15 protein-coding genes and 1 pseudogene are annotated in these 22,389 nt (G+C 73.4%); 10 read left to right on the top strand and 6 right to left on the bottom strand.

Features of this window, described 5'->3' with window-relative positions:
* Together G3I41_RS02635 and G3I41_RS02630 are read left to right on the top strand one after the other, a co-directional pair.
* On the top strand, nt 1-646 hold a 646-nt coding region (locus G3I41_RS02635), incomplete at its 5' end, for a BadF/BadG/BcrA/BcrD ATPase family protein (protein ID WP_164398674.1).
* 138 nt (nt 647-784) lie between these two features.
* Nucleotides 785-1,708: a hypothetical protein gene (locus G3I41_RS02630; protein ID WP_203600068.1), complete on the top strand. Its 924-nt coding sequence runs from the start codon at nt 785-787 to the stop codon at nt 1,706-1,708.
* Nucleotides 1,709-1,771: 63 nt separating this feature from the next.
* On the opposite strand, the gene G3I41_RS02625 is transcribed toward G3I41_RS02630, so the two are convergent.
* The gene (locus G3I41_RS02625; protein WP_164398672.1) at nt 1,772-2,818 is read right to left on the bottom strand and encodes a lactonase family protein; all 1,047 of its coding nucleotides are present in this window, start codon (nt 2,816-2,818) and stop codon (nt 1,772-1,774) included.
* A 123-nt stretch (nt 2,819-2,941) separates the two neighbouring features.
* Nucleotides 2,942-4,435: an FUSC family protein gene (locus G3I41_RS02620; protein ID WP_164398680.1), complete on the bottom strand. Its 1,494-nt coding sequence runs from the start codon at nt 4,433-4,435 to the stop codon at nt 2,942-2,944.
* A 269-nt stretch (nt 4,436-4,704) separates the two neighbouring features.
* Here G3I41_RS02620 and G3I41_RS02615 point away from each other — a divergent pair.
* From G3I41_RS02615 to G3I41_RS02605, 3 genes and pseudogenes are all read left to right on the top strand, one after another.
* Nucleotides 4,705-4,797, top strand: a pseudogene (locus tag G3I41_RS02615) (chitin-binding protein); the annotation flags it as partial.
* Nucleotides 4,798-4,914: 117 nt separating this feature from the next.
* On the top strand, nt 4,915-5,388 hold the full coding sequence (locus G3I41_RS02610) for an Lrp/AsnC family transcriptional regulator (RefSeq protein WP_164398671.1): 474 nt from the start codon (nt 4,915-4,917) through the stop codon (nt 5,386-5,388).
* 203 nt (nt 5,389-5,591) lie between these two features.
* Nucleotides 5,592-6,674, top strand: coding sequence for a serine/threonine-protein kinase (locus G3I41_RS02605; protein ID WP_164398679.1), 1,083 nt, complete (start codon nt 5,592-5,594; stop codon nt 6,672-6,674).
* On the opposite strand, the gene G3I41_RS02600 is transcribed toward G3I41_RS02605, so the two are convergent.
* Together G3I41_RS02600 and G3I41_RS02595 are read right to left on the bottom strand one after the other, a co-directional pair.
* A complete protein-coding gene (locus G3I41_RS02600; protein WP_203600066.1) occupies nt 6,675-7,667 on the bottom strand; it encodes an aldo/keto reductase in 993 nt (330 codons plus the stop codon).
* Complete coding sequence (locus G3I41_RS02595; protein WP_164398669.1) at nt 7,664-8,584, bottom strand: aldo/keto reductase; 921 nt, start codon at nt 8,582-8,584, stop codon at nt 7,664-7,666. The genes G3I41_RS02600 and G3I41_RS02595 overlap by 4 nt, the downstream gene beginning before the upstream one ends.
* Nucleotides 8,585-8,825: 241 nt before the next feature.
* Here G3I41_RS02595 and G3I41_RS02590 point away from each other — a divergent pair, with 241 nt between their 5' ends.
* Complete coding sequence (locus G3I41_RS02590; protein WP_164398678.1) at nt 8,826-12,308, top strand: M28 family peptidase; 3,483 nt, start codon at nt 8,826-8,828, stop codon at nt 12,306-12,308.
* Between the two features lie 76 nt (nt 12,309-12,384).
* Here G3I41_RS02590 and G3I41_RS02585 read toward each other — a convergent pair whose 3' ends face one another.
* The gene (locus G3I41_RS02585) at nt 12,385-13,827 is read right to left on the bottom strand and encodes a helix-turn-helix transcriptional regulator (protein WP_164398668.1); all 1,443 of its coding nucleotides are present in this window, start codon (nt 13,825-13,827) and stop codon (nt 12,385-12,387) included.
* Between the two features lie 464 nt (nt 13,828-14,291).
* Here G3I41_RS02585 and G3I41_RS02580 point away from each other — a divergent pair, with 464 nt between their 5' ends.
* Nucleotides 14,292-16,475: a discoidin domain-containing protein gene (locus G3I41_RS02580; protein WP_164398667.1), complete on the top strand. Its 2,184-nt coding sequence runs from the start codon at nt 14,292-14,294 to the stop codon at nt 16,473-16,475.
* A gap of 94 nt (nt 16,476-16,569) precedes the next feature.
* On the opposite strand, the gene G3I41_RS02575 is transcribed toward G3I41_RS02580, so the two are convergent.
* Nucleotides 16,570-19,173, bottom strand: coding sequence for a SpoIIE family protein phosphatase (locus G3I41_RS02575; protein ID WP_239081452.1), 2,604 nt, complete (start codon nt 19,171-19,173; stop codon nt 16,570-16,572).
* A 343-nt stretch (nt 19,174-19,516) separates the two neighbouring features.
* On the opposite strand from G3I41_RS02575, the gene G3I41_RS02570 reads away from it, so the two are divergent.
* From G3I41_RS02570 to G3I41_RS02560, 3 genes are all read left to right on the top strand, one after another.
* Entirely contained in the window at nt 19,517-20,002 is a 486-nt protein-coding gene (locus G3I41_RS02570; RefSeq protein WP_164398666.1) for a potassium channel family protein, read from the top strand.
* A gap of 193 nt (nt 20,003-20,195) precedes the next feature.
* Nucleotides 20,196-21,518 (top strand): geranylgeranyl reductase family protein, encoded by a 1,323-nt coding sequence (locus tag G3I41_RS02565; protein WP_164398665.1) that lies wholly within the window; start codon nt 20,196-20,198, stop codon nt 21,516-21,518.
* 67 nt (nt 21,519-21,585) lie between these two features.
* The gene (locus G3I41_RS02560; RefSeq protein ID WP_164398664.1) at nt 21,586-22,383 is read left to right on the top strand and encodes an alpha/beta fold hydrolase; all 798 of its coding nucleotides are present in this window, start codon (nt 21,586-21,588) and stop codon (nt 22,381-22,383) included.
* Nucleotides 22,384-22,389: the final 6 nt, after the last annotated feature.

Below are 22,389 nucleotides of genomic sequence, written 5' to 3'. Positions count from 1 at the left end.
GGCGGTCGGCCAGCGGCCCGGCGCGGTGGTGGCCGCCGGCACCGGGCTGATCGCGCTGGGCACGGATCTGACGCGGTGGCGGCGGGCGGACGGCTGGGGGCACCTGCTGGGCGACAGCGGAGGCGGTGCCTGGATCGGGCGGGCCGGGCTCGACGCCGCGATGCGCGCGTACGACGGACGGCGCGGCGGTTCACCCGCGCTGCTGACCCGGCTGGAAGCGGTGTTCGGGCCACCGCAGGAACTGCCCGGTCTGCTCTACCCGCGCGCCGACCGGCCCGCGCTGCTGGCCTCGTTCGCGCCGGAGGTGGCGGCGTGCGCGGACCGCGATCCGGTCGCCGCGGGCATCCTGCGGGAAGCCGCCGCGCATATCGCGGAGGCCGCCGCGGCGGTGTGCCCGGAGGCGGACGCGGACGAGGACGCCTGCGAAGTCGCTCTGACGGGCGGGCTGTTCCGGATGGGAGAACCGTTGCTCGTACCGCTGCGCGAGGAGCTGGCGCGGCTGCTGCCCGGGGCACGGGCCGTCCCCGGTTCGGGTGATCCCCTGATCGGTGCGCTGCGCATCGCCCAGGCTCTGGACACCGGAGGGCTCAGGCTGCCGCACCACCCGACGCTGCTCTGCGTTCCGGCGCCCGGGCCCCGCCCGTAGGGCGACGGGCGCGCTCACGCCGACAACGGATCGGGGCGGTTGGCCGGTAAGCCACTGATCGGATAAAAGCGGACAGAGGCCGCTCGACCGGACCCTCCCCGCGCAGGACGCCGTCCGAAACCAGTAGCATGCGGCGCCATGAGCACCCCCACTGGGCCCGCTTCCGGCCTGCCTGTACGAATGCCGCGACCTCGCCAGTCCGGACGGCACCGCCGCCCGGAGCCCGTGGTCGCACCCGAGGGCGCTGCCGCGCTCGTTCTCGCCGTTCCCGGTACGCCCTCCTCGGCGAGCCGCGGTCTGGCCGAAGAGGTCATCAGCATCGCCCGTTCCGAGCTGCCCGGTCTGAACGCCCTGATCGGTTACGTGGACGGGGACGACGCCGAGTACCCGGCGCTGACCTCCGTGATCGCGCATTCCGCCGCCGAGCGCACCGCGCGCTACGAGCAGGCGCTCGCCGTGGGCCGTGAGGTCGCGGAGCCCGAGGGCCCGGCCGCCGTGGTGGTCCCGCTGCTCGCGGGCCCGGACGGCTCGCTGGTGCAGCGGATACGTCAGGCGATCACCGACAGCGAGGCCCCGGCGGAGCTGACCGACGTGCTCGGCCCGCACCCGCTGCTGGCCGAGGCGCTGCACGTCCGTCTGTCGGAGGCCGGGCTGGCCCGCGCGGACCGGGCCAGGCTCTTCACGGTGGCGACGGCAGCCGACGGCATCGTGCTCGCGACGGTGGGCGGCGAGGAGGCCGTGCAGGCGGCGGGGATCACGGGCATGCTGCTCGCGGCCCGGCTCGCGGTGCCGGTGATGGCCGCCGCGCTCGACGTGGAGGGTTCGGTCGCCGCGACCGCCGATCAGCTGAAGGGCTCCGGCTCGCTCCAGCTGGCCGTGGCGCCGTACCTGGTGGGCCCGGAGGTGGCGGAGGGCCTGCTGGACGCCGCGGCCAAGGAGGCCGGCTGCGCGAGCGCCGAGCCGCTGGGCGCGTACCCGGCGATCGGCAAGCTGGTCCTCTCGATGTACACCTCGGCCCTCGGGATCGCTCCCGCGGTGGCCCAGGGGGCGCAGGCCCGCTGACCCTACCGGCATGCGCGAGGCCCCGGCCCGGACGGCAGTCCGGCACCGGGGCCTCGCCGCATTTCAGCCGAAGACCACGCAGGAGGCCGCCGGGGCGTCCAGGGAGCCGTCGTGGCGCGGGACACCGGTCTCCGGGTCCACGGTGAACCAGGCGACGTTCCCGCTGCGCTCGTTGGCCGCGTACAGCCGGCGCCCGGCCGGGTCCAGCGCGAGGTCGCGGGGCCAGTGCCCGCCGCAGCTCACGGTCGTGACCAGGGACGGCTTCTCACCGGTCGCGTCGAGCGCGAGGACGGAGATGCTGTCGTGGCCCCGGTTGGCCGCCCACACGAACCGGCCGTCGTGGGAGACGACGACCTCGGAGGCGTAGCTCTCACCGGTCGCGTCGTCGGGGAGCACCGGGGTCTCGCCGACCGGTTCCAGGACGCCGGCCGTGGCGTCCCAGCGGCACACGGTGAGCGTGGGCTCCAGCTCGTTCAGCACGTAGGCGTGGCGGCCCGAGGGGTGGAAGGCCAGGTGGCGGGGGCCGGTGCCGGGGCGCAGGGCCGTCTCGCCGTGCGGGCGCAGCTCGCCGGTGGCCGGGTCGACCGCGCAGACCCGTACCGAGTCGGTGCCGAGGTCGACGCCGAGCACCCAGGCCCCGGAGGGGTCGGGCAGGACCTGATGGGCGTGCGGACCCTCCTGGCGGTCCGCGACCGGTCCGCTGCCCTGGTGCGCGAGAACCGCGGCGACGGGGCCGAGGGTGCCGTCCCCCGCGACGGGCAGCACGCTGACACTGCCCGAGCCGTAGTTCGCGGTGACCAGGTGGCCGCCGACGAGGGTGAGGTGGGTGGGGCCGTCGCCGTCCACCGCCCGGACCTCGCCGAGCGGACGGGGTTCGTCCGTGGTGACGTCCAGGGCCGCCGCACCACCCGGCTCGGTCTCGCTGACCGCGTACAGGACCGTGCCGCCGGCGCCGAGCGCCAGGTAGGAGGGGTCGGGCACGGCATCCGTGGCCCCCAGGACGGTGAGCGCGCCGGTCTCCGCGTCCACGGCGGCGACGGTGACGCCCCGCCCGCCCGCCGAGGTGAACGACCCGATGAATGCCCGTCCCGCTCCGTTGCTGCTGTCCACCGCTGCTCCTCCCCGCCGGCTGCGCGCGGCGGACGTGGCCGTCGTGATCTTTTGCCGCGACGGTAGCAGTGCGCCGGTGCGGTCTAGACCAAGGGTGCCGAACCAGGCCGTGCCCGAAGGCGGTCAGGCCGTGACCAGGGGTGCGCTCGGCGGGCTGTGCAGCGGCGCGGCGAGTTCGGCGAGCGCGCGTTCCAGGCTGTGCAGATGGGCGAGGGCGGGTTCGGTGGCGACGGGGTGCGCCGGGGCGGCGGACACGACGGCCGTGCGGCCGGTCAGCGCCTCCACCGCGTTCTCGACGCGCCAGCAGGCGGCGGCGAGCCGGGCGTCGTGGGACGCCTCCGGGTCGGCGGCCACCGAGGCGAGGCCCCGCACCTCGCGGGCGCACGCGTCGAGCAGGGCCAGCACGTGTCCGGCCCGGGCCCGGCGGGCGCGGAGCGGGCTCAGCGGGTGGACCAGCGGGGCGAGTGAGAGGCGGACGCGTCCGAGGAGCGCCTCCAGCTCGGCGATGCGCGGGGCCGGATCGGCGGTGGCGGAGCCGGAGAGCCGGGCGGCGGCCTCCTCGGTGCAGGCGTGCACGCAGCGCAGGGCGCGCTGGATCCAGGCGTCGGTCGTGGCGTGCGTGGTGACGGGCAGGACGCACAGCACCGCGAGCATCGCCCCGAGCGCGCCGACGGCGGTCTCGCCGAGCCGCAGGGCGAGCAGCCCGGGGTCGAGCACGCCCAGCGAGCCGTAGAGCGCGCCGGCCATGACCGTCACCGAGAGCATCATCCAGGTGTAGGAGACCGCGGCCGTGTAGAAGATGCCGAACACCCCGGCGGCGACGACGAGGGCGGTCGGCACGGGTGCCCCGTGCAGCGGGACGACGAGGGCGAGGCCGACCGGGATGCCGATGAGGGTGCCCAGGACCCGGCGGAAGCCCCGTACCAGGGTCTCGCCGCGCGAGGCGGTGTTCACGAAGACCCACCAGGTGGCGCCGACGGCCCAGTACCAGCGCTGGTCGGACATCAGCTGCCCGGCCATGAGCGCGACGGCTCCGCCGGTGACCGCCTGGACGGCCTGGCGGGTGGTGACCCTGGCCAGACCGGCGCCGGAGGGCGGGGCGGGTGCGGCGGGGGCGGTCAGCCGGCGTTCGTAGCACCAGAGGCCGAAGCGGACGGCCGACGCGGAGAGCAGGGACAGGGCGACGGCGGAGTAGAGGGCGGGGAGCTGCCCGGGCAGCGTGTGGAGGAACTGCGTGGTGAAGAACGCCATGAAGGCGAAGATGCCGAGGGAGTGCCCGCGCGGCCCGTACCGCCTCGCGTAGACCCCCGCCCCCATGACCGCGAGGAACGCGGTGTCGCGGGCGAGCGGGTGGTCGTGGAGTACGGCGGCGAGCGCGAGGACCGGGAAGCCGACGGCGGGCAGCAGCGCGGTGGTGACCGCCTGGCCCCGGACCGTGGGGTCGGTCACGGTGAACAGGGCGAGCAGCGCGGCCAGGCCGCCGGTGATGGCCGCCACGAGCGAGTGGCCGACGAGCCCGCACACCACGACGGCCAGTCCGATGCCGAGCACCGCGCGGCTTGCGAAGCGCAGGCGCAGCCGTCCCGGGTCCCGGGCCACGAACGCCTTCCTCAGCAAGGTCACTCCCCCACTCCGGTTCACCGGCTCTCCCTCCAGGCATGAAAAAGGCGCCGCGGAGGTCCGCAGCGCCATCGACTGATACATCAGACCATCTGGAGGGCGGTTGGCTCAAACTGAACTCGATTCACCGGGCCAATGGCTCACTCCACAGCGCATCCGGAGGACCAGCCGCCTACCAACGGACCAGCAGCGCCGGAAGCCGCCCCACGCCCCCCTTCTCCTGGTCCCCCACACGTCCATTCGCCCTCACTACGCTCACCCTTGGTGACGGCCACCACCCCGCCAAGCCGCTCACCCGGGCCGGCATGGAGACGCAGCCGTTCCTCACGGTGCCCTTCGGCGGACGGCTGCCCGGCGCGGCCCGCCGGTGCGCGGGGCACATCCGGCCGGAGCGGTGACGCGCGGCCCGCCGCGCACGGCGGCCGTTGATACAGTCGCTGGCCCCCGGAGGACGCACCGAAAGAGGCCGGCGAAGCATGGCGGTGGACGCGCTCGACACCCGTATCCTGCGGCTGCTCATCGAGCAGCCGCAGACGAGCGTGCGCGAGTACGCACGCATCCTGTCCATCGCCCGGGGCACCCTCCAGGCGCGCATCGACCGGCTGGAGCGGGACGGTGTGATCACCGGAAGCGGCCCCTTCCTCTCCCCCGCCGCACTCGGCCACCCCGTCCTCGCCTTCGTGCACCTGGAGGTCACCCAGGGCCATCTCGACGAGGTGGGCGACGCGCTCGCCGCCGTGCCCGAGATCATCGAGGCGTTCTCGACCACGGGCGGCGGCGACCTGCTGACCCGGGTGGTCGCCCGGGACAACGGGCATCTGGAGGACGTCATCCAACGGCTCATCCGGCTGCCCGGCGTGGTCAGGACCCGGACCGAGGTCGCACTGCGCGAACGCGTGCCGCACCGGCTGCTTCCGCTCGTCGAATCGCTGGGCGGCGCCGCCCGTTGAGGAGGGCCGGTCGTGCGGGCTCCGCGCGGCGGATATCCTGATCTTGCCGCGCTCCCCCACCCCGCTCTCGCCCCGGCGAGGCCGTCGCCGCGGCAGTCGAAGCGGCCCTCGGACACGGTCTAGGCCCGAGCTATCGAGATTGGTGTGCACAGGTGCTGGTTGCTGGTCGGTACCGGCTGATATCCGCCATCGGCCGGGGCGGGATGGGTGAGGTCTGGCGGGCCACCGACGAAGTCCTCGGCCGTGCCGTCGCCGTGAAGCTGCTCCTCGGGGAACACGCCGACGAGTCGGCCACCGCCCGTTTCCGTCTGGAGGCCCAGACCGCCGCCCGCCTGAGCCATCCCCATCTGGTGGCCGTCTTCGACTTCGGGGCCTGGGAGAACCGGCTGTTCCTCGTGATGGAGCTGGTCGAGGGCCGCAGCCTGGCGGATCTGCTGCTGGCCCAGGAGCGGCTGGGCCCCGAACAGGCCGCCCGCATCGCGGGGCAGGCCGCCGCCGGGCTGGCCGCCGCGCACCGCCAGGGCATCGTCCACCGCGACATCAAGCCCGGAAACCTCATGCTGGACGGCGAAGGCACCGTCAAGATCGGGGACTTCGGCATCGCGCAGTTCGTGGACGACCCGTCCGCTGCGCTGACGACGACGGGCCAGATCGTCGGTACGAGCCTCTACCTCGCCCCGGAGCGGGCGCTCGGCCGTACGGCCGACGCCGCGTCCGACATGTACTCGCTCGGCTGCGTCGTCTACCAACTGCTGCTCGGCGAGCCGCCGTTCCGTTCCGACACCGCGACGGCCACCCTCTACCAGCACGTGGACACGCCTCCGGTGCCGCTGCGCCGGCGCGGCGTGGACGTCCCCGCCGCCTTCGACACGTACCTGCTCGGCCTGCTCGCCAAACAGCCGGAGGAGCGGCCCACCGCCCAGCAGGTCGCCGACTGGTTCCACAGCGACGCCTGGCGGGGCCGGCCGGAACCGCTGCCGCCGCACCACCCGGAGCCCGCTCGGACGCCCGCCCCCGCGCGCTTCCCCGCCGCGCCCGCCCCGCTGCCCGGAGCGGACTCCGGTGCGCCGACGACGTACCGGCTGCCGCAGGCAGCGGCGGGACACGGGACCGTTCCCGGACCTGGCGGGCACGGACGGCGTGCGGCGGCCAGGACCGCGAAGGGCCGGCGGCGGACCGCCGGCGAGGCGATCCGGCGCCGGCCCAGGGTGGCCAGTGCCATCGCGGGTGCGATCGCCTTCCTGGCGGCCGTGTTCCTGGGGATGAGCCTGTTCTCCGGGCGGTGACTACCAGCGGTCGTGGACCGTCGCGCGGAACCTCCGGTCGTAGAGGTCGCGCACCGCGTCCAGCGTGCTCTGCGGGAGCGGGGCGAGCGCGGCGGCGGCCGCGTTGGCCCGTGCCTGCTCCGTCGAGCGGGCGCCGGGAATGACACTGGTGACGCCCGGCTGCTGGATGATCCAGCGCAGCGCCGTCTGCGCCGAGGTCGCTCCCCCGGGGGCCAGCGCGGCGAACTCGGCAGCGGCCGCCACACCCGTTCCGTAGTCGACGCCGGAGAAGGTCTCGCCCTGGTCGAACGCCTCGCCGTGCCGGTTGAAGGTGCGGTGGTCCTCGGGGGCGAAGACGGTGTCCGCGGTGTACTTGCCCGAGAGCAGACCGGAGGCCAGCGGCACCCGGGCGATGATGCCCACCCCGGCCGCCCGCGCCGCCGGCAGGACCTCGTCCAGCGGCTTCAGGCGGAACGGGTTCAGGATGATCTGGACGCTCGCCACCCCCGGGCGGGCGATGGCCGTCAGCGCCTCGGCGCACGTCTCGACGCTGACCGCGTAGGCGGCGACGCGCTGCTCGGCGACCAGCGTGTCCAGCGCGTCGTACACCTCGTCGGAGGAGTAGACGGCGGTGGGCGGACAGTGCAGCTGCACGAGGTCGAGGGTGTCGACGCCCAGGTTGGCGCGGGAGCGGTCGTTCCAGGCCCGGAAGTTGTCCAGGGTGTAGTTCTCCGGCACCTGGTCGACGCGACGGCCCATCTTCGTCGCCACGAAGACCCCGGCGTCGGGCCGCTCCTTCAGATAGCGGCCGATGAGCTGTTCGCTGCGGCCGTCCCCGTAGACGTCCGCCGTGTCGAAGAAGGTGACCCCCGCTTCGACGGCGGCGTCGAGCACTCCGAGGGCGTCCTCCTCGCGGACCTCACCCCAGTCCCCGCCCAGTTGCCAGGTGCCCAGTCCGACGACCGACACGTTGCGTCCGGTCCTGCCCAGTTCGCGCTGTTCCATGGGGATCATGCTACGTCCGCACCGGTCGCCTGCCCGAGCGCGGTGAGGCGTGCCATCTCCTCGTCGGTCAGCCGCAGGGCGCCCGCCGCCACGTTGGCCTCCAGGTGGGCGGGGTCGCCGGTGCCCGGGATGGCCAGGACGTGCGGGCCCTGCTGGAGGGTCCACGCCAGCCGGACCTGGGCGGGCGAGGCGCCCCGGGCGCGGGCCACGTCGAGCAGCGCCTCGTGCTCGGCGACGGCCCCGGACTCGCGGCCGGCGCCCGCGATGGCGTAGAAGGGGACGAAGGCGATGCCCAGTTCACCGCACAGGCGCAGGACCTCCTGGGAGTCGGCGCGCCGCTCACCGATGCCGTAGCGGTTCTGCACGCAGACGACGGGGGCGATGGCGCGGGCCTCGGCTATCTGCTCCGGCCAGACGTTGGAGAGGCCCAGGTGGCGGACGAGCCCTTCCTCGCGCAGCCCGGCCAGGGCGCCGAAGAGGTCGGAGACGGGACGGTTGCCGTTCATCCGGAGGTTCACCACGTCGAGGTGGTCGCGGCCGAGCTGCCGGATGTTCTCCAGGACCTGGCCGCGCAGCTGCTCGGGGCGGGCCCAGTCGAGCCAGTCGCCGGAGGGGCCGCGGCCCGGGCCCACCTTGGTGGTGATGACGAGGTCGTCCGGGTAGGGGCCGAGCGCCCGGCTGATCAGCTCGTTGGCCGAGCGCAGGGGCGAGAAGTAGAAGGCGGCCGTGTCGATGTGGTTCACGCCCAGCTCGACGGCGCGGCGCAGCACCGCGACGGCCCGGTCCCGGTCGTGCGGGGTGCGCTCGTCGCTGAACGCCCGGCCGTTCTGCGTCAGCCGCATGGCGCCGAAGCCCATCCGGTTGACGGTCAGATCACCGAGCCGCCAGGTGCCGGCGGCCGCTGCGGTGAGGGAGTGCGAGGTCAAGGCTGGTGCCTTCCTTGTGGTCGAGGCGAAGAGAAGGGGCACATGAAGGGATAACGTCCGGCTCCCCGCCTGTCCATCCCCTTTTCCGCTTGCGCGTCCCGCGGCAGCGTGTGCCCGACTTGACGAGACTTGCCAACTCCCTTGCAGGCACCCGCAGTTCGTTGACGGGGTCATGACCACATGTGAGTGTTCGGTCGCTCGATCACGGACACCATGAGGAGCCTCGATGAAACGCAGACCGATGACGGCCGGGACGACCCTGGCCGTCCTCGCCGGAATGCTGGTCGCCGTCAGCGGCCCGTCCGCCTCGGCGGACCCCGCACCGCCGCCCGCCCCCAAGGCACTCACCACCGCCGTCTCGGCCGCCGACAAAGCCGCTGCCAGCGGGCTCGACACCCTGGCCAAGGGGCCGGAGGAGCGCTACGAGCGCCGGATGGTCACCCCGTGGGTCAACGGCCTCTACTCCGTCGCGTACGAGCGCACCTACCGCGGCCTGCCCGTCGTCGGCGGGGACGCCGTCGTGGTGGCCGACTCCAGGGGACGGGTACGCGGTTCGCAGTCGGCGGTCTCGCGGCGCATCAACGTGCCCACCACCGCGACCGTCTCCGCGAAGACCGCCGAGGCCACCTCCCGCGGGCAACTGCGCACCGTGGACAAGGTCGAGAGCCACCGGCTCGTCGTCCGGGCCACCGGCAAGCGCTCCCGGCTGGCCTGGGAGACCGTGCTCACCGGCCGGACCGCGAAGGCGCCCAGCCGGCTGCACGTGTTCGTGGACGCGGGCACCGGCGCGGTCCTCGACAGCTACGACGACGTGCGGGCCGGCACCGGCAACAGCCAGTGGAACGGGCCGAGCCCGCTCACCATCAACACCACGTCCTCCGGCGGGAGCTACTCGCTCCGCGACCCGGGCCGCACCGGCCTCAGCTGCGCCGACTACAGCACCGGGAGCGTCTTCACCAAGTCCACCGACTCGTGGGGCAACGGCAGCGCGTCCAGCAAGGAGACCGGCTGCGTCGACGTGATGTGGGCGGCCCAGCACGAGTGGGACATGCTGCGCGACTGGCTCGGGCGCAACGGCCACGACGGCAACGGCCGCAGCTGGCCGGTCAAGGTGGGGCTCAACGACGTCAACGCCTACTGGGACGGCTCCACGGTCTCCATCGGCCACAACCAGGCCAACCAGTGGATCGGCGCCATGGACGTCGTGGCCCACGAGTTCGGCCACGGCATCGACCAGTACACACCGGGCGGCGCCAACCACGAGTCCGGGCTCGGCGAGGCCACCGGCGACATCATGGGCGCGCTGACCGAGGCGTACACCAACGAGCCGGCTCCGTACGACGACCCGGACTACACCGTCGGCGAGAAGATCAACCTCGTCGGCAACGGGCCGATCCGGGTCATGTACAACCCCGGCCAGACCGGCGACCCGAACTGCTACAGCTCCTCCATACCCAACACCGAGGAGCACGCGGCGGCCGGGCCCCTGAACCACTGGTTCTATCTCCTCGCCGAGGGCTCCAACCCCGGCGGCGGCAAGCCTTCCAGCCCCACCTGCAACAACTCCGCGGTCACCGGTGTCGGCATCCAGGACGCCGGCAAGGTGTTCTACGGCGGCATGCTCCTCAAGACCAGCGGCATGACGTACAAGCGCTACCGCACGGCCACCCTGACCGCGGCCAAGAACCTCGACACCACCTGCACCCTGTACAACCGCACGAAGGCGGCGTGGGACGCGGTCAGCGTGCCCGCCCAGAGCGGTGACCCGACCTGCTCGCCGAGCGGCAACAACGACTTCTCGCTGTCCCTGGACCCGGCGTCCGGCTCGGTGAAGCCCGGCAGCTCGGTGACGGCCACCGTGCGTACGACGCTCACCTCCGGCAGCGCCCAGACGGTGAACCTGTCCGCGAGCGGGCTGCCCGGCGGGGTGACGGCCTCGTTCAGCCCGGCGTCGGTGCAGTCCGGCGGTAGCTCCGCCATGACCGTCTCGACGACCTCGGCCGCCGCCCCCGGCTCCTACACCTTCACCGTGAAGGGCGCGGGCACCCAGGAGCACACCGCGCAGTACACCCTGACCGTCAACGACGGCGGCGGCACGCCCGGCGGCACCCCGCCCGACATCGACGTCGCCCGGGTACAGGCCCACCTCACGCAGTTCGGGACCATCGCCTCCCAGAACGGCGGCAACCGGCGGGCCGGGAGCAACGGGTACAACGCCTCGCTCGCCTATGTGAAGGGCAAGCTCCAGGCAGCCGGCTACACCGTCACCGAGCAGACCTGCGCCACCTGCACCTACACCGGCAAGAACCTCATCGCGGACTGGCCGGGCGGGCCCGCCGACAGCACGGTGATGTTCGGCGCCCACCTGGACGGTGTGTCCGCCGGGCCCGGCATCAACGACAACGGCTCCGGCTCCGCCACCCTGCTGGAGAACGCGCTCGCGCTCGCCCAGCAGAACCCCACCATGACCAAGCACGTCCGGTTCGCCTGGTGGAACGGTGAGGAGCAGGGCCTCCAGGGCTCCAAGTACTACGTGAGCCAGCTGAGTGCGGCACAGCGCAGCGCCATCACCGCCTACTACAACTTCGACATGGTGGCCTCGGTCAACGGCGGCTACTTCATCAACAACCTCAACTCCGCCGCGTCGGCCCCGATGAAGGCCTACTGGGACTCCCTGGGGCTCGCCCCGGAGGAGAACGTGGAGGGCCAGGGCCGCTCCGACGACTACTCCTTCCAGCAGGCGGGCATCGCGACCTCCGGGTACGCCACCGGGGCCAGTGACACCAAGACGTCCGGGCAGGCGTCCAAGTGGGGCGGCACGGCGGGCCGTTCGTACGACCCGTGCTACCACTCCTCCTGTGACACCACCGCCAACATCAGCGCCACCGCGCTGAACCGCAGCGCCGACGGGGTCGCGTACACGCTGTGGAAGTCCGCCGTGGGCTCCACCGCGCCCGACGACGACTTCTCCGTCTCGGTGAACCCGGTCTCGGGCAGCGTCCAGCCGGGCGGCTCGGTCACCGCGACCGTGTCCACGGCCACCACCGGCGGCGACGCGCAGAGCGTGCGGCTGTCCGCGTCCGGTGCGCCGAGCGGGGTGACCGTCTCCTTCTCGCCCACGTCGGTGCAGTCGGGCTCGTCGGCCACGATGACGGTCTCCGCGAGCGCCCAGACCGCGGCGGGCACGTACACGCTCACCGTGACCGGGACCGGCACGGCCACCCACACCACCACCTACTCGCTGGTGGTCGGAGGCGGCGGCACCTGCCAGCCCCGGCAGGTCGTGACCAACGGCGGGTTCGAGAGCGGGACCGCGCCGTGGACGCAGACCGACGGTGTGATCAACAACCGGACCTCCGAGAAGCCCGCGCACAGCGGCTCGTACCAGGCGTGGCTCGGGGGCTGGGGCAGCACCCACTCCGACTACGTCACGCAGTCGCTGACCGTGCCGGCCGGCTGCTCGTCGTACCGGCTGTCGTTCTATCTGCGCACCGACACCGCCGAGACGCCCGACGGGAACGCGTACGACACGTTCACCGTGAAGCTGGGGTCCCGGACGCTGGGCACGTACTCGAACCTCGACGCGGCCGGGGGCTACGTCCTGCGGACCTTCGATGTCGCGTCGGCCGCCGGGCAGACCGTGACGCTGGGCTTCACCAGTAAGGAGGACGCCTACCTGCAGACCAGCTTCGTCGTGGACGACGTGGCCCTCGACGTGAGCTGACCGCCGCAGGCGTGTGTACGGGGGCGGGGCGTGGACCACACGCCCCGCCCTGTGCGTTACACGCCCGCCCCGCGCTTCAGCGGACGACGGCGGCCAGCCTGCGGACGAAGTCCTCGGTCTCCGCGCACCCGTCGGAGCGGCCGGCCAGTCGCCCGTACAGTCCGCGCAGCTCCTGGCCGAGCAGGGTCGCGGGGTGCACCACGGTGCTGTCCAGGACCGGTCCGGCCACCGCCGAAGCGGCGGCCGGTTCGCCCGCGCAGACGTAGGCATCCGCCGTGCGGACCAGGAACAGCTTGCGGGCCGAGTGCAGGCCCGGCGGCAGCAGCCGGATCGCGCTGCCGGCCGCGTCCAGGGCGCGCAGCGCGTACCGGCGCTCACCCGTCGCGACCGCGAGGTCGCGCAGGGCGCCCGCCGCGCCGGACTCCACCCGCAGGCGCACGGAGGCGACGGAGAGCCAGGGCGCCTCGGCCTCGTCCCGCTCACCGGCCAGGTCCATCTGCGACCAGGCCCGGGCGAGGTGGTGCAGGGTGCGGTCGGCGTCGCCGCGCACCGCGTGGCCGCGCGCCTGGTACAGGTCGCTCAGGGCCCCCGCCCAGTGGCGGCCCGCCGCCGCCGGGCGGACGGCCTCGCCGTACGCGAGGGCGGAGGGGCCGTCGCCCTCCAGCCTGGCGAGGGTGCTCATGTCGCTGAGTGCCGCGACCCGGACGCCGACGTGGCCGGACAGGGCCGCCCACACCAGGGAGCGGTCCAGCCAGGCCATCGCCGTGCCGTTGCGTCCCCACAGGAGCCTGAGACAGCCGGCCGACTGCGCGTACTCGGCGGCCAGCGGGGCGAGTTGGCGCTGGTACGGGGCGGCCGGGAGCGCCATCCAGCGGAGCATCGCGTGCAGGGTGCGCTCGACCAAGGCGGTCGCTCCGGGCCAGGCGCGCTCCTCGTCGGCGCGCAGGCAGACGGCGAGCAGCGCGGTCAGGGCGTGCACCGTGTCGGTGTCCAGGGCGGGGTGGTCGGCGGCGTCGGGCCCCGGAGCGCAGAACCGCGCGTGCAGGGCGACGACATCGGTGAGCGCCGGGACCGCGCAGCCATCACGCCCGTGCAGCGGGCAGACCAGGCCGTACGCCGGCAGCCGTCCGGGCAGGACGGTGCCCGGGGGCAGCATCGCCGTGAGTTCCCCGCCGGCCGGCTCGCCGGGCAGCGGGTACTGCCGGACCGGGTCGGGCGGGGGCCCGGGCGCGGCCGGGACGGCCACCGACCGCTCACCCGCCTCGGCCTCCTCGCAGGCGGCGACGAGGTCGCCGTCGGCCCGCAGCAGCCGGTCCAGTCGGCGGGCCAGCGGGAGCGGGGTGCGGCGGCTGCCGTGTTCGAGTTTGCTGATGGCGGTGTGGTCGTAGCCGACCCGGGCGCCCACCTGGGCCTGGGTGAGACCGGCCCGCCTGCGCCACCGGCGCAGCCGGGTACCGAACGCCCGCCATGCCTGGACACCCCGCGCGTCCGCGGGCGCGGGGCCCGTCACCTCGGTCACCCCTGGCCTCGTCGCGCCTGGTCAGGGCTGCTGCTCGCGCCACGCTCACGGCTCATGCCCCGGAGGATAGCGACGGGCCGGGGCCGCTGTCCCCCGGGCGGGGACAACATGTCCGGTAACCGGCGCGGGGGTTGGCGGCCGAGGGGTCCACGCGTCCGGCCCGCGCGCCCGGTGGTTGCGGCGGCAACGATCAGCTCGACCGCACTCACTCCCCGTACGCACCCCGTCATCACCTGAACCGACGGGGCGACGGGCCGGGAGCGGCAGCTCCCGCAAGATGGCCGCAAGGCGGACACTCGTGAGCTTTCCGTCGTCAACTGTTGTTCGCAAGGCCACGTGAACAAGCTGTTGCCGCACACCTATTGACGCGTCGTGAGCCAGGGTGAAGTATCCCCATCGGCCGGAGAGAGCGCTCTCCGACCTCGTGTCGTGCACCCGTTCCGCGACTCAGGAGACAAGCCCCCATGTATGGACCCCCCTCGCTCCGCAGAACCGCACCTTCGACCGGAAGGAGACGCACCGGCGTACTCGCCGCCGTCGCCGGTCTCGTCGTCTCACTCCTCGCCTTCGTGCCCTCCACCGCGGCCAACGCGGCCCCCTCCCTGCTCTCGCAGGGCAAGACGGTGACCACGTCCAGCCAGGAGAGCGCCGGCACCCCCGCCACCGCCGCCGTCGACGGCGACAACGGCACCCGCTGGTCGAGCGCCTTCTCCGACCCGCAGTGGCTCAAGGTCGACCTGGGAACCTCCGCCTCGGTCAGCCAGATCGCCCTGAAGTGGGAGGCCGCCTACGCCAAGAGCTACAAGATCGAGTTCTCCACGGACAACAGCACGTGGAGCACCGCCTACTCGACCACCACCGGCCCCGGCGGCAACGAGACGCTGAACGTCTCGGGCACCGCCCGCTACGTGCGGCTGACCGGCACCGCCCGAGCCACCGGGTACGGCTACTCGCTGTGGGAGTTCCAGGTGTTCGGCACCACCGGCGGCGACGGGGGCCCGCAGCTCCCGGGCGGCGGCGACCTCGGCCCGAACGTCCTGGTCTTCGACCCGTCGACGCCCAACATCCAGGCCAAGGTCGACGAGATCTTCCACCAGCAGGAGTCGGCACAGTTCGGCAACGGCCGCTACGCGCTGATGTTCAAGCCGGGCACGTACAACAACATCAACGCGCAGATCGGCTTCTACACGTCGATCGCCGGTCTCGGCCTCAAGCCGGACGACACGACGTTCAACGGTGACGTCACCGTGGACGCGGGCTGGTTCAACGGCAACGCCACCCAGAACTTCTGGCGTTCGGCGGAGAACCTGGCCCTGAACCCGGTCAGCGGCACCGACCGCTGGGCGGTGTCCCAGGCCGCGCCGTTCCGCCGGATGCACGTCAAGGGCGGCCTCAACCTCGCCCCCAACGGCTACGGCTGGGCGAGCGGCGGATACATCGCCGACAGCAAGATCGACGGCCAGGTCGGCCCGTACTCGCAGCAGCAGTGGTACACCCGCGACAGCTCCATCGGCAGCTGGGGCAACGGCGTCTGGAACATGACGTTCTCCGGCGTCGAAGGCGCGCCCGCCCAGAGCTTCCCCAACCCCCCGTACACCACACTCCAGAACACCCCGGTCTCCCGCGAGAAGCCGTTCCTCTACCTGGACGGCAACGACTACAAGGTGTTCGTCCCCGCCAAGCGCACCAACGCGCGCGGCGTCTCCTGGAGCGGAACCCCGCAGGGTGAGTCGATCCCGCTGAGCCAGTTCTACGTCGTCAAGCCGGGGGCCACCGCCGCCACCATCAACGCGGCCGTCCAGCAGGGCCTGCACCTGCTGTTCACGCCCGGCATCTACCACGTGAACCAGACGATCAACATCGACCGCGCCAACACGGTCGTGCTGGGCCTCGGCCTCGCCACGATCATCCCCGACAACGGCGTCACCGCCCTCAAGGTCGGTGACGTGGACGGCGTGAAGCTGGCCGGGCTGCTCATCGACGCGGGAACCACCAACAGCGACTCCCTGGTCGAGGTCGGCCCCGAAGGTGCCTCCGCGAGCCACGCGGCCAACCCGACCAGCGTCCAGGACGTGTTCGTCCGGGTCGGCGGCGCGGGCGCCGGCAAGGCGACCACGGGCATGGTGATCAACAGCAACGACACGATCATCGACCACACCTGGCTCTGGCGCGCCGACCACGGCGAGGGCATCGGCTGGGAGACCAACCGCTCCGACTACGGCCTCCAGGTCAACGGCGACAACGTCCTGGCCACCGGGCTCTTCGTCGAGCACTTCAACAAGTACGACGTCCGCTGGTCCGGCGAGAACGGCAAAACGATCTTCTTCCAGAACGAGAAGGCCTACGACGCCCCCAGCCAGGTGGCCGTCCAGAACGGCAGCACCAAGGGCTACGCCGCCTACAAGGTGGACGACTCGGTCAACACCCACGAGGGCTGGGGACTCGGCAGCTACTGCTACTTCAACGTCGACCCGGGCATCCGCCAGGACCACGGCTTCGAAGCCCCGGTCAAGGCGGGCGTGAAGTTCCACGACCTGCTCGTCGTCTCACTCGGCGGCCAGGGCCAGTACAACCACGTCATCAACGACACGGGCTCCCCGACCTCGGGGACCTCGACCGTCCCGTCGAACGTGGTGTCCTACCCCTGACGGGACACGCAGGACATCCGGCACCTGAGGTGAACCGGCGCGGGGCCCGGCAGTACGCCGGGCCCCGCGTCCCCAACCTCACAGGGCGATACACCTAGAACAAGCCGGCCGGCGGCGGGCCGCCCACTGCCTGCTCGGACCAGATGACCTTGCCCCGGTCGGTGTACCTGGCCCCCCAGCGCTCCGCGAACTGGGCGACGAGGAAGAGGCCCCGGCCGCCCTCGTCGGTGGTGGTGGCGTAGCGCAGGTGCGGGGAGGTGCTGCTGCAGTCCGACACCTCGCAGGTCAGGGCCCTGTCGTACAGGAGCCGGACCGTGATGGGCTCGGAGCCGTAGCGGATGGCGTTGGTGACGAGCTCGCTCAGGATGAGCTCGGTGACGAAGCCCTCCTCGTCGAGGCCCCGGTCGGAGAGCCAGCGCATGGCCTGCTTGCGGATTCCGGCGACGGCGGCGGGGTCCGGGGGCACGTCCCACTCGACGCGCCGGGACGGGTCCAGGGTCCGGGTCCGGGCGACCAGCAGGGCCACGTCGTCACCGGGACGGCTGGGCAGCATGGCCTCCAGCACGTCGTCGCAGGTCTCCTCCGGGGTGCGGTCGCGGTCGGCGAGCGAGCGGCGCAGCAGGTCCAGGCCGTCGTCGATGTCCCGGTCGCGGCGCTCCACCAGACCGTCCGTGTACAGGACGAGGCGGCTGCCCTCGGGGACGTCCAGCTCGGTCATCTCGAAGGGCATGCCGCCGATGCCGAGGGGCAGTCCGGCCGGGATCTCCGGGAAGCCGACCGTGCCGTCGGGCAGCACGAGAACGGGTCCGGGGTGGCCGGCCCGGGCGACGGTGCAGCGGCCGGACACGGCGTCGTAGATCGCGTACAGGCAGGTGGCGCCGGTGATCTCGCCGCCGCCCGACTCCGCCTCCTCCTGGTCCATCCTGACCACCAGTTCGTCCAGGTGGCCGAGGAGTTCGTCGGGTGCCAGGTCGAGCTTGGAGAAGTTCAGGACCGTCGTGCGGAGCCGGCCCATGGTGGCCGCCGCGTGCAGCCCGTGCCCGACGACGTCGCCGACGACGAGGGCGACCCGGGCGCCCGAGAGCGGGATCACGTCGAACCAGTCGCCGCCCACGCCCGCCTGCGCCGGCAGATAGCGGTAGGCGACGTCCAGGGCGTTCTGCTCCGGCAAGCCGCGTGGGAGGAGGCTGCGCTGAAGGGTGACCGCCATCTCGTGCTCGCGGGTGTAGCGGCGGGCGTTGTCGACGCTGACGGCGGCGCGGGCCACCAGTTCCTCGGCGAAGGAGAGGTCGTCCAGGTCGAACGGGTCCTCGTTCTGCGCGCGCCAGAAGTTGGCGATGCCCAGGATGACGCCGCGGGCCCGCAGCGGGACGGAGAGCAGCGAGTGGTATCCGTGCTCCAGGAGACGGTCGGCCTGTTCCGGTTCGGTCTCGCGCCACTGCCGGGAGGCGGCCAGGTCCGAGACGATCCAGGTGTGCCCGGCGCCGGTGCCCAGGCCGCCGGCGGTGGTCGGCCGGTAGCCGATGACACGCCCGGCCGGGTGGAGGGGGTGGTCCTCGGTGGCGCTGCGGACGGCGGTGCGGCGGAACTCCAGGGTGTCCCCGGTGGGCGGTCTCGGTTCCCCGCCGCGCAGGACGGCGTCGGCCAGGTCGACCGTCACGCAGTCGGCGAATCCGGGGGCGGCCACGTCCGCCAGCTCCTGGGCGGTGGTGGCGACGTCGAGGGTGGTACCGATCAGGGCGCCCGCCCGGTAGAGGAGCGTCAGCCGTTCCCGTACGGTCTCGGCCCGGCCGGTGAGGGCCCGCAGTTCGGTGGTGTCGCGGAGGGTGGCGACCATGCCGGGCTGGCCGCCGCGCTCCTCGGTGGGGCGGAGGTTGACGGCCAGCAGCCGGTCCCCGGCGGGCCGCAGTTCGTCCGTGGCGACCTGCCCGGAGGCCAGCAGCTCCGCGGTGCCGGAGGCCAGCCCGAGGTCGCTGACCGCGCGGCCCTCGGCGTCGGGCGGAAGGTCGAGCAGCCGCCGGGCCTCGTCGTTGGCGAGCAGCAGGCGGTGGTCGGCACCGATGATGAGGACGCCCTCGCGCACGGCGTGCAGCACGGCGTCGTGGTGTTCGTACATCCGGGTCATCTCGGTCGGGCCGAGGCCGCGCGTCTGGCGGCTGAGCCGGCGGCTGACCAGGGCGGCGCCGGCCGCGGTGAGGGCGAGAGCGGCGACCCCCGCACCGACGGTGAGCGGGATGCTCGGGTACGCCAGCTTGTTGACGGCCTCGACCTTGATGCCCACCGCGACCAGCCCGGCAGGCGTTCCGTCCCTGCGCGGGACGGCCACCGCCGAGCTGACGGCCTTGCCCCGGCTGGCGTCGACGGTCCGGGTGACGGGCCCGTGCTCCAGGGCGTCCTTGTACGGGCCGGGGACCTGCTTGCCGATGAGCGCGATGTCGGGGTGGGTGTAGCGGATGCCGTTGGTACCGGCCACGACGACGTATTCGACGCCGGTGCTCTGCCGGATCTCCTCGGCGCGCGGCTGGAGGGCGGCCGTGGGGTCCTCGCTGTCGAGCGCCGCCGCCACGCCCGGGGCGTGCGCGAAGGTCTCCGCGACGCTCAGCGACTGGGCCCGCGCCGCGCTCATGCTGTCGCGCCGGCCCTGCACGACGAGGGCGACGACGGCGGCGGCGTCGAGCAGGACGACGATGCCGAGCATGAGGACGAAGAACTGTCCGGCGACGGTGCGCACGCTGAAGAGGGAGAGCAGGCGGCGCCCCGGGGAGGTCCGCCCGCGCGACGGCTCGGTGGGCGCGGGTGCGTCACCGCCCGGGCGGCCGCCCTCGTGTCGCTGCGGACGCCGGGCGGAGCGATGAAATTTCGCCCGGAATCGACCTGTGCCACCCACATATCCAGGTTTAACACGGATCGTCGCGGGGCGATCGGCGTGCGGGACCGGTCCGCGTGCCCCGGACGGGCCGGGCCGGGCGCGATCGGGTGACACGCGGGCGCGGGCGCGCGCCCGGGCGCCGGGACCGCCGCCGTCGCCCGATGATCCGCACATGGTGCCTGTATTCCTGACGAAGGCCGTCGAGCTGCTGCTCGGCCGGGAGAACCGCTCGCTGCATCTGAAGGCGGCGGGCTGGGCGACGGTGCTGCTCGCCCTGACCGTGCTGGTCGGCTCCTGGCTGGTGGTCCTGGCCGAACGGCACGCGCCGGACGCCACGATCACCTCGTATCCGCGGGGGCTGTGGTGGTCGGTGGAGACCGCGACGACCGTCGGTTACGGAGACCTCTTCCCGGTGACGCCTTGGGGGCGGATCGTCGCCGTCGTCGTGATGGGTGTCGGCATCACGACGTACGGGATGGTCACGGCGGCGCTCGCGACCTGGTTCGTCGGGCACGAGCAGCGGCGCCGTCACCGGCTGGCCGCCGAGGCCGAGCACGCCGCGCGCCGGATGCGGGACGACACGGAGCGACTGCTGCACGAGCGTTTCGACCGCATCGAACGGCTGCTCGCCGACGCGGGGCGCAGGCCGCCGGACTGATCGGCGGGACCTCGGGCCGGGACCATGCCCGGACCTTCCGGACACGGCCCGGGTCACCCGGCCGTGTATGAACGGTCCGGTACCGGGCACCGGCCTTTTCGATCACCCTCCCCAGGGCCCGGGAAACCGGCAGGATGGCGGTGTACAGGGTCGTCGTCCCCGGGCGGCGGCGCCGGACCGAGGAGGGAGCCCCATGCGGGAGACGCGTGCAGAGCAGTCGCCGCCGGACGAGGAGACCGCTCACGACGCGGCCGAGGAGGCGCAGGTCATCGTCGTCGGTGCGGGCCCGGCCGGTTCGTCCGCCGCCTACCACCTCGCGAGAGCCGGGGTCGACGTGCTGCTCCTGGAGAAGTCCCGCTTCCCGCGCGAGAAGGTGTGCGGGGACGGCCTGACGCCGCGCGCGGTGCACCAGCTGATCCGCATGGGCGTCGACATCCAGGCCCCCGGCTGGGCCCGGTCGCGCGGAATGCGCTGGGTGGCCGGCCCTCGGCAGGTGGAGATCGACTGGCCGGCGCTGGGCGGCTTCCCGGACTTCGGGCTCACCCGCAGCCGGCACGACTTCGACGACATCCTGGCCCGGCACGCCGTCGCGGCCGGTGCCCGGCTGCGTACCGGGGTGAAGGTGAAGGAGCCGGTGACCGACCGGGCGGGCCGGATCACCGGGGTGGCGGCAGTGGCCGGGACGGCGCCCGTGGTGCACCGGGCCCCGGTCGTGATCGCCGCCGACGGAGCCTCGGCCCGGATCGCGCTCGCGATGGGCCTCCAGCGCGACGCCAAGCGGCAGATCGCCACGGCCGCCCGGCGCTACTACCGCAGCCCGGAGCGCTCCCGGGAGGACTTCCTGGAGCTGTGGGCCGACCTCCGCTTCCCGGGGAGCGACGCCTATCTGCCCGGGTACGGCTGGATCTTCCCGATGGGGGACGGCCGGGTCAACGTCGGTCTGGGCGCGCTCCCCCACCGCCGGCACGGCAGCGCGGACCTGCGGGCCACGCTGGACCGGTGGCTCGCCCGTACGCCCGCGGAATGGGGACTGCGGGAGGAGAACGCCGAGGGGCCGGTGCGGAGCGCCGCCCTGCCGCTGGGCTTCAACCGCCACCCGCTGTACACCCGGGGGCTCCTGCTCGTCGGTGACTCCGGGGGCATGGTCAGCCCGTGGAACGGCGAGGGCATCGGGCAGGCCCTCGAAGCCGGTGAGGTCGCCGCCGAGACGACGGCGCTCGCGCTGGCGCTGCCGCCGGGTCCGCGGCGGGAGCGGGCGCTGCGCCACTATCCGGCCGAGATGAACCGGCGCTGGGGCCGCTACTACCGGCTCGGCAACACGGCCGCCGATCTGATCTTCAGCCGGTCGGGCTTCCAGCCGGTGCTGAACCGGTACGTGATGAGCTCGCCGGCCCTGCTCAACACCCTGGCCCGGCTCCTCACGAACCTCACGGAGCACCCTTCGCGCGACGTGATCGACCATGTCCTGAACACGGCGGTCCGCCTGGTGCCCGCGCCGGGCGCCCGGCGCCGCTGAGCAGGAACGTGTTCACCGTCCGCCGGTGGACGCCCCGCACACGAGACGTGAGAACCGAAGGCAACCGATGCACAGGCAAGAGACCGAAGAGACCGGCCGAACGGCGGGCGCGCGCCCGGAAACGTGGCTGCGCCGCTACCACGGCACGGACGCCCGCGCGGAGCTGGTGTGCTTCCCGCACGCGGGCGGTGCGGCGGGGTTCTGGCGTCCGCTGTCCGACGTCGTCCGGCACGCGCTGGACGTGCGCGCGGTGCAGTATCCGGGCCGGCAGGACCGCTACCGCGAGGAGCCCGTCGAGGATCTGCACCGGCTCGCCGACCTGATCGCCGAGGCCCTGGCGGCCGGCCCCGAGCCGGCCGGGCCGCGCGTCCTCCTCGGGCACAGCATGGGCGCCTCGCTCGCCCACGAGGTGGCGCTGCGGCTGTCCGGCGTATCCGGCCACGGGGCGACGGCGCTGATGGTGTCCGGCAGGCGGGCGCCCTCGCGGCTTCGGTCCGGCCGGCCGGAGTCGGACGAGGCGCTGCTCGCGCGGGTCCGGGCGCTCGGCGGCACGGACCCGGCGGTGCTGGCCGATCCGGAGCTGCTCGACATGATCCTGCCGGCGCTGCGCGCCGACTACGAGGCCGTCGCCGGGTACGTACCGGGTGACGGTCTCCTGTCGTGCCCGGTCGTCGCCCTCACCGGGCACGGGGACCCGGAGGTGGCGCCGGAGGACGTGGGGCCGTGGCGCGAGACGACCACGGGCCCGTTCGCGATGCGGGTCCTGCCGGGCGGGCACTTCTTCCTCAACGACCATCTGCCGGCGGTCGCGGAGCTGGCCGTGTCCCTGTCCACCGCCCCGGCGCGGGGGCGGCTCGGCCGCTGAGGCCCC

Source organism: Streptomyces sp. SID9727 (assembly GCF_010550605.1).
Taxonomy (GTDB): domain Bacteria; phylum Actinomycetota; class Actinomycetes; order Streptomycetales; family Streptomycetaceae; genus Streptomyces.
The sequence above is the reverse complement of the archived record's forward strand: the minus strand, read 5'-3'. Positions and strand labels throughout refer to the sequence as shown.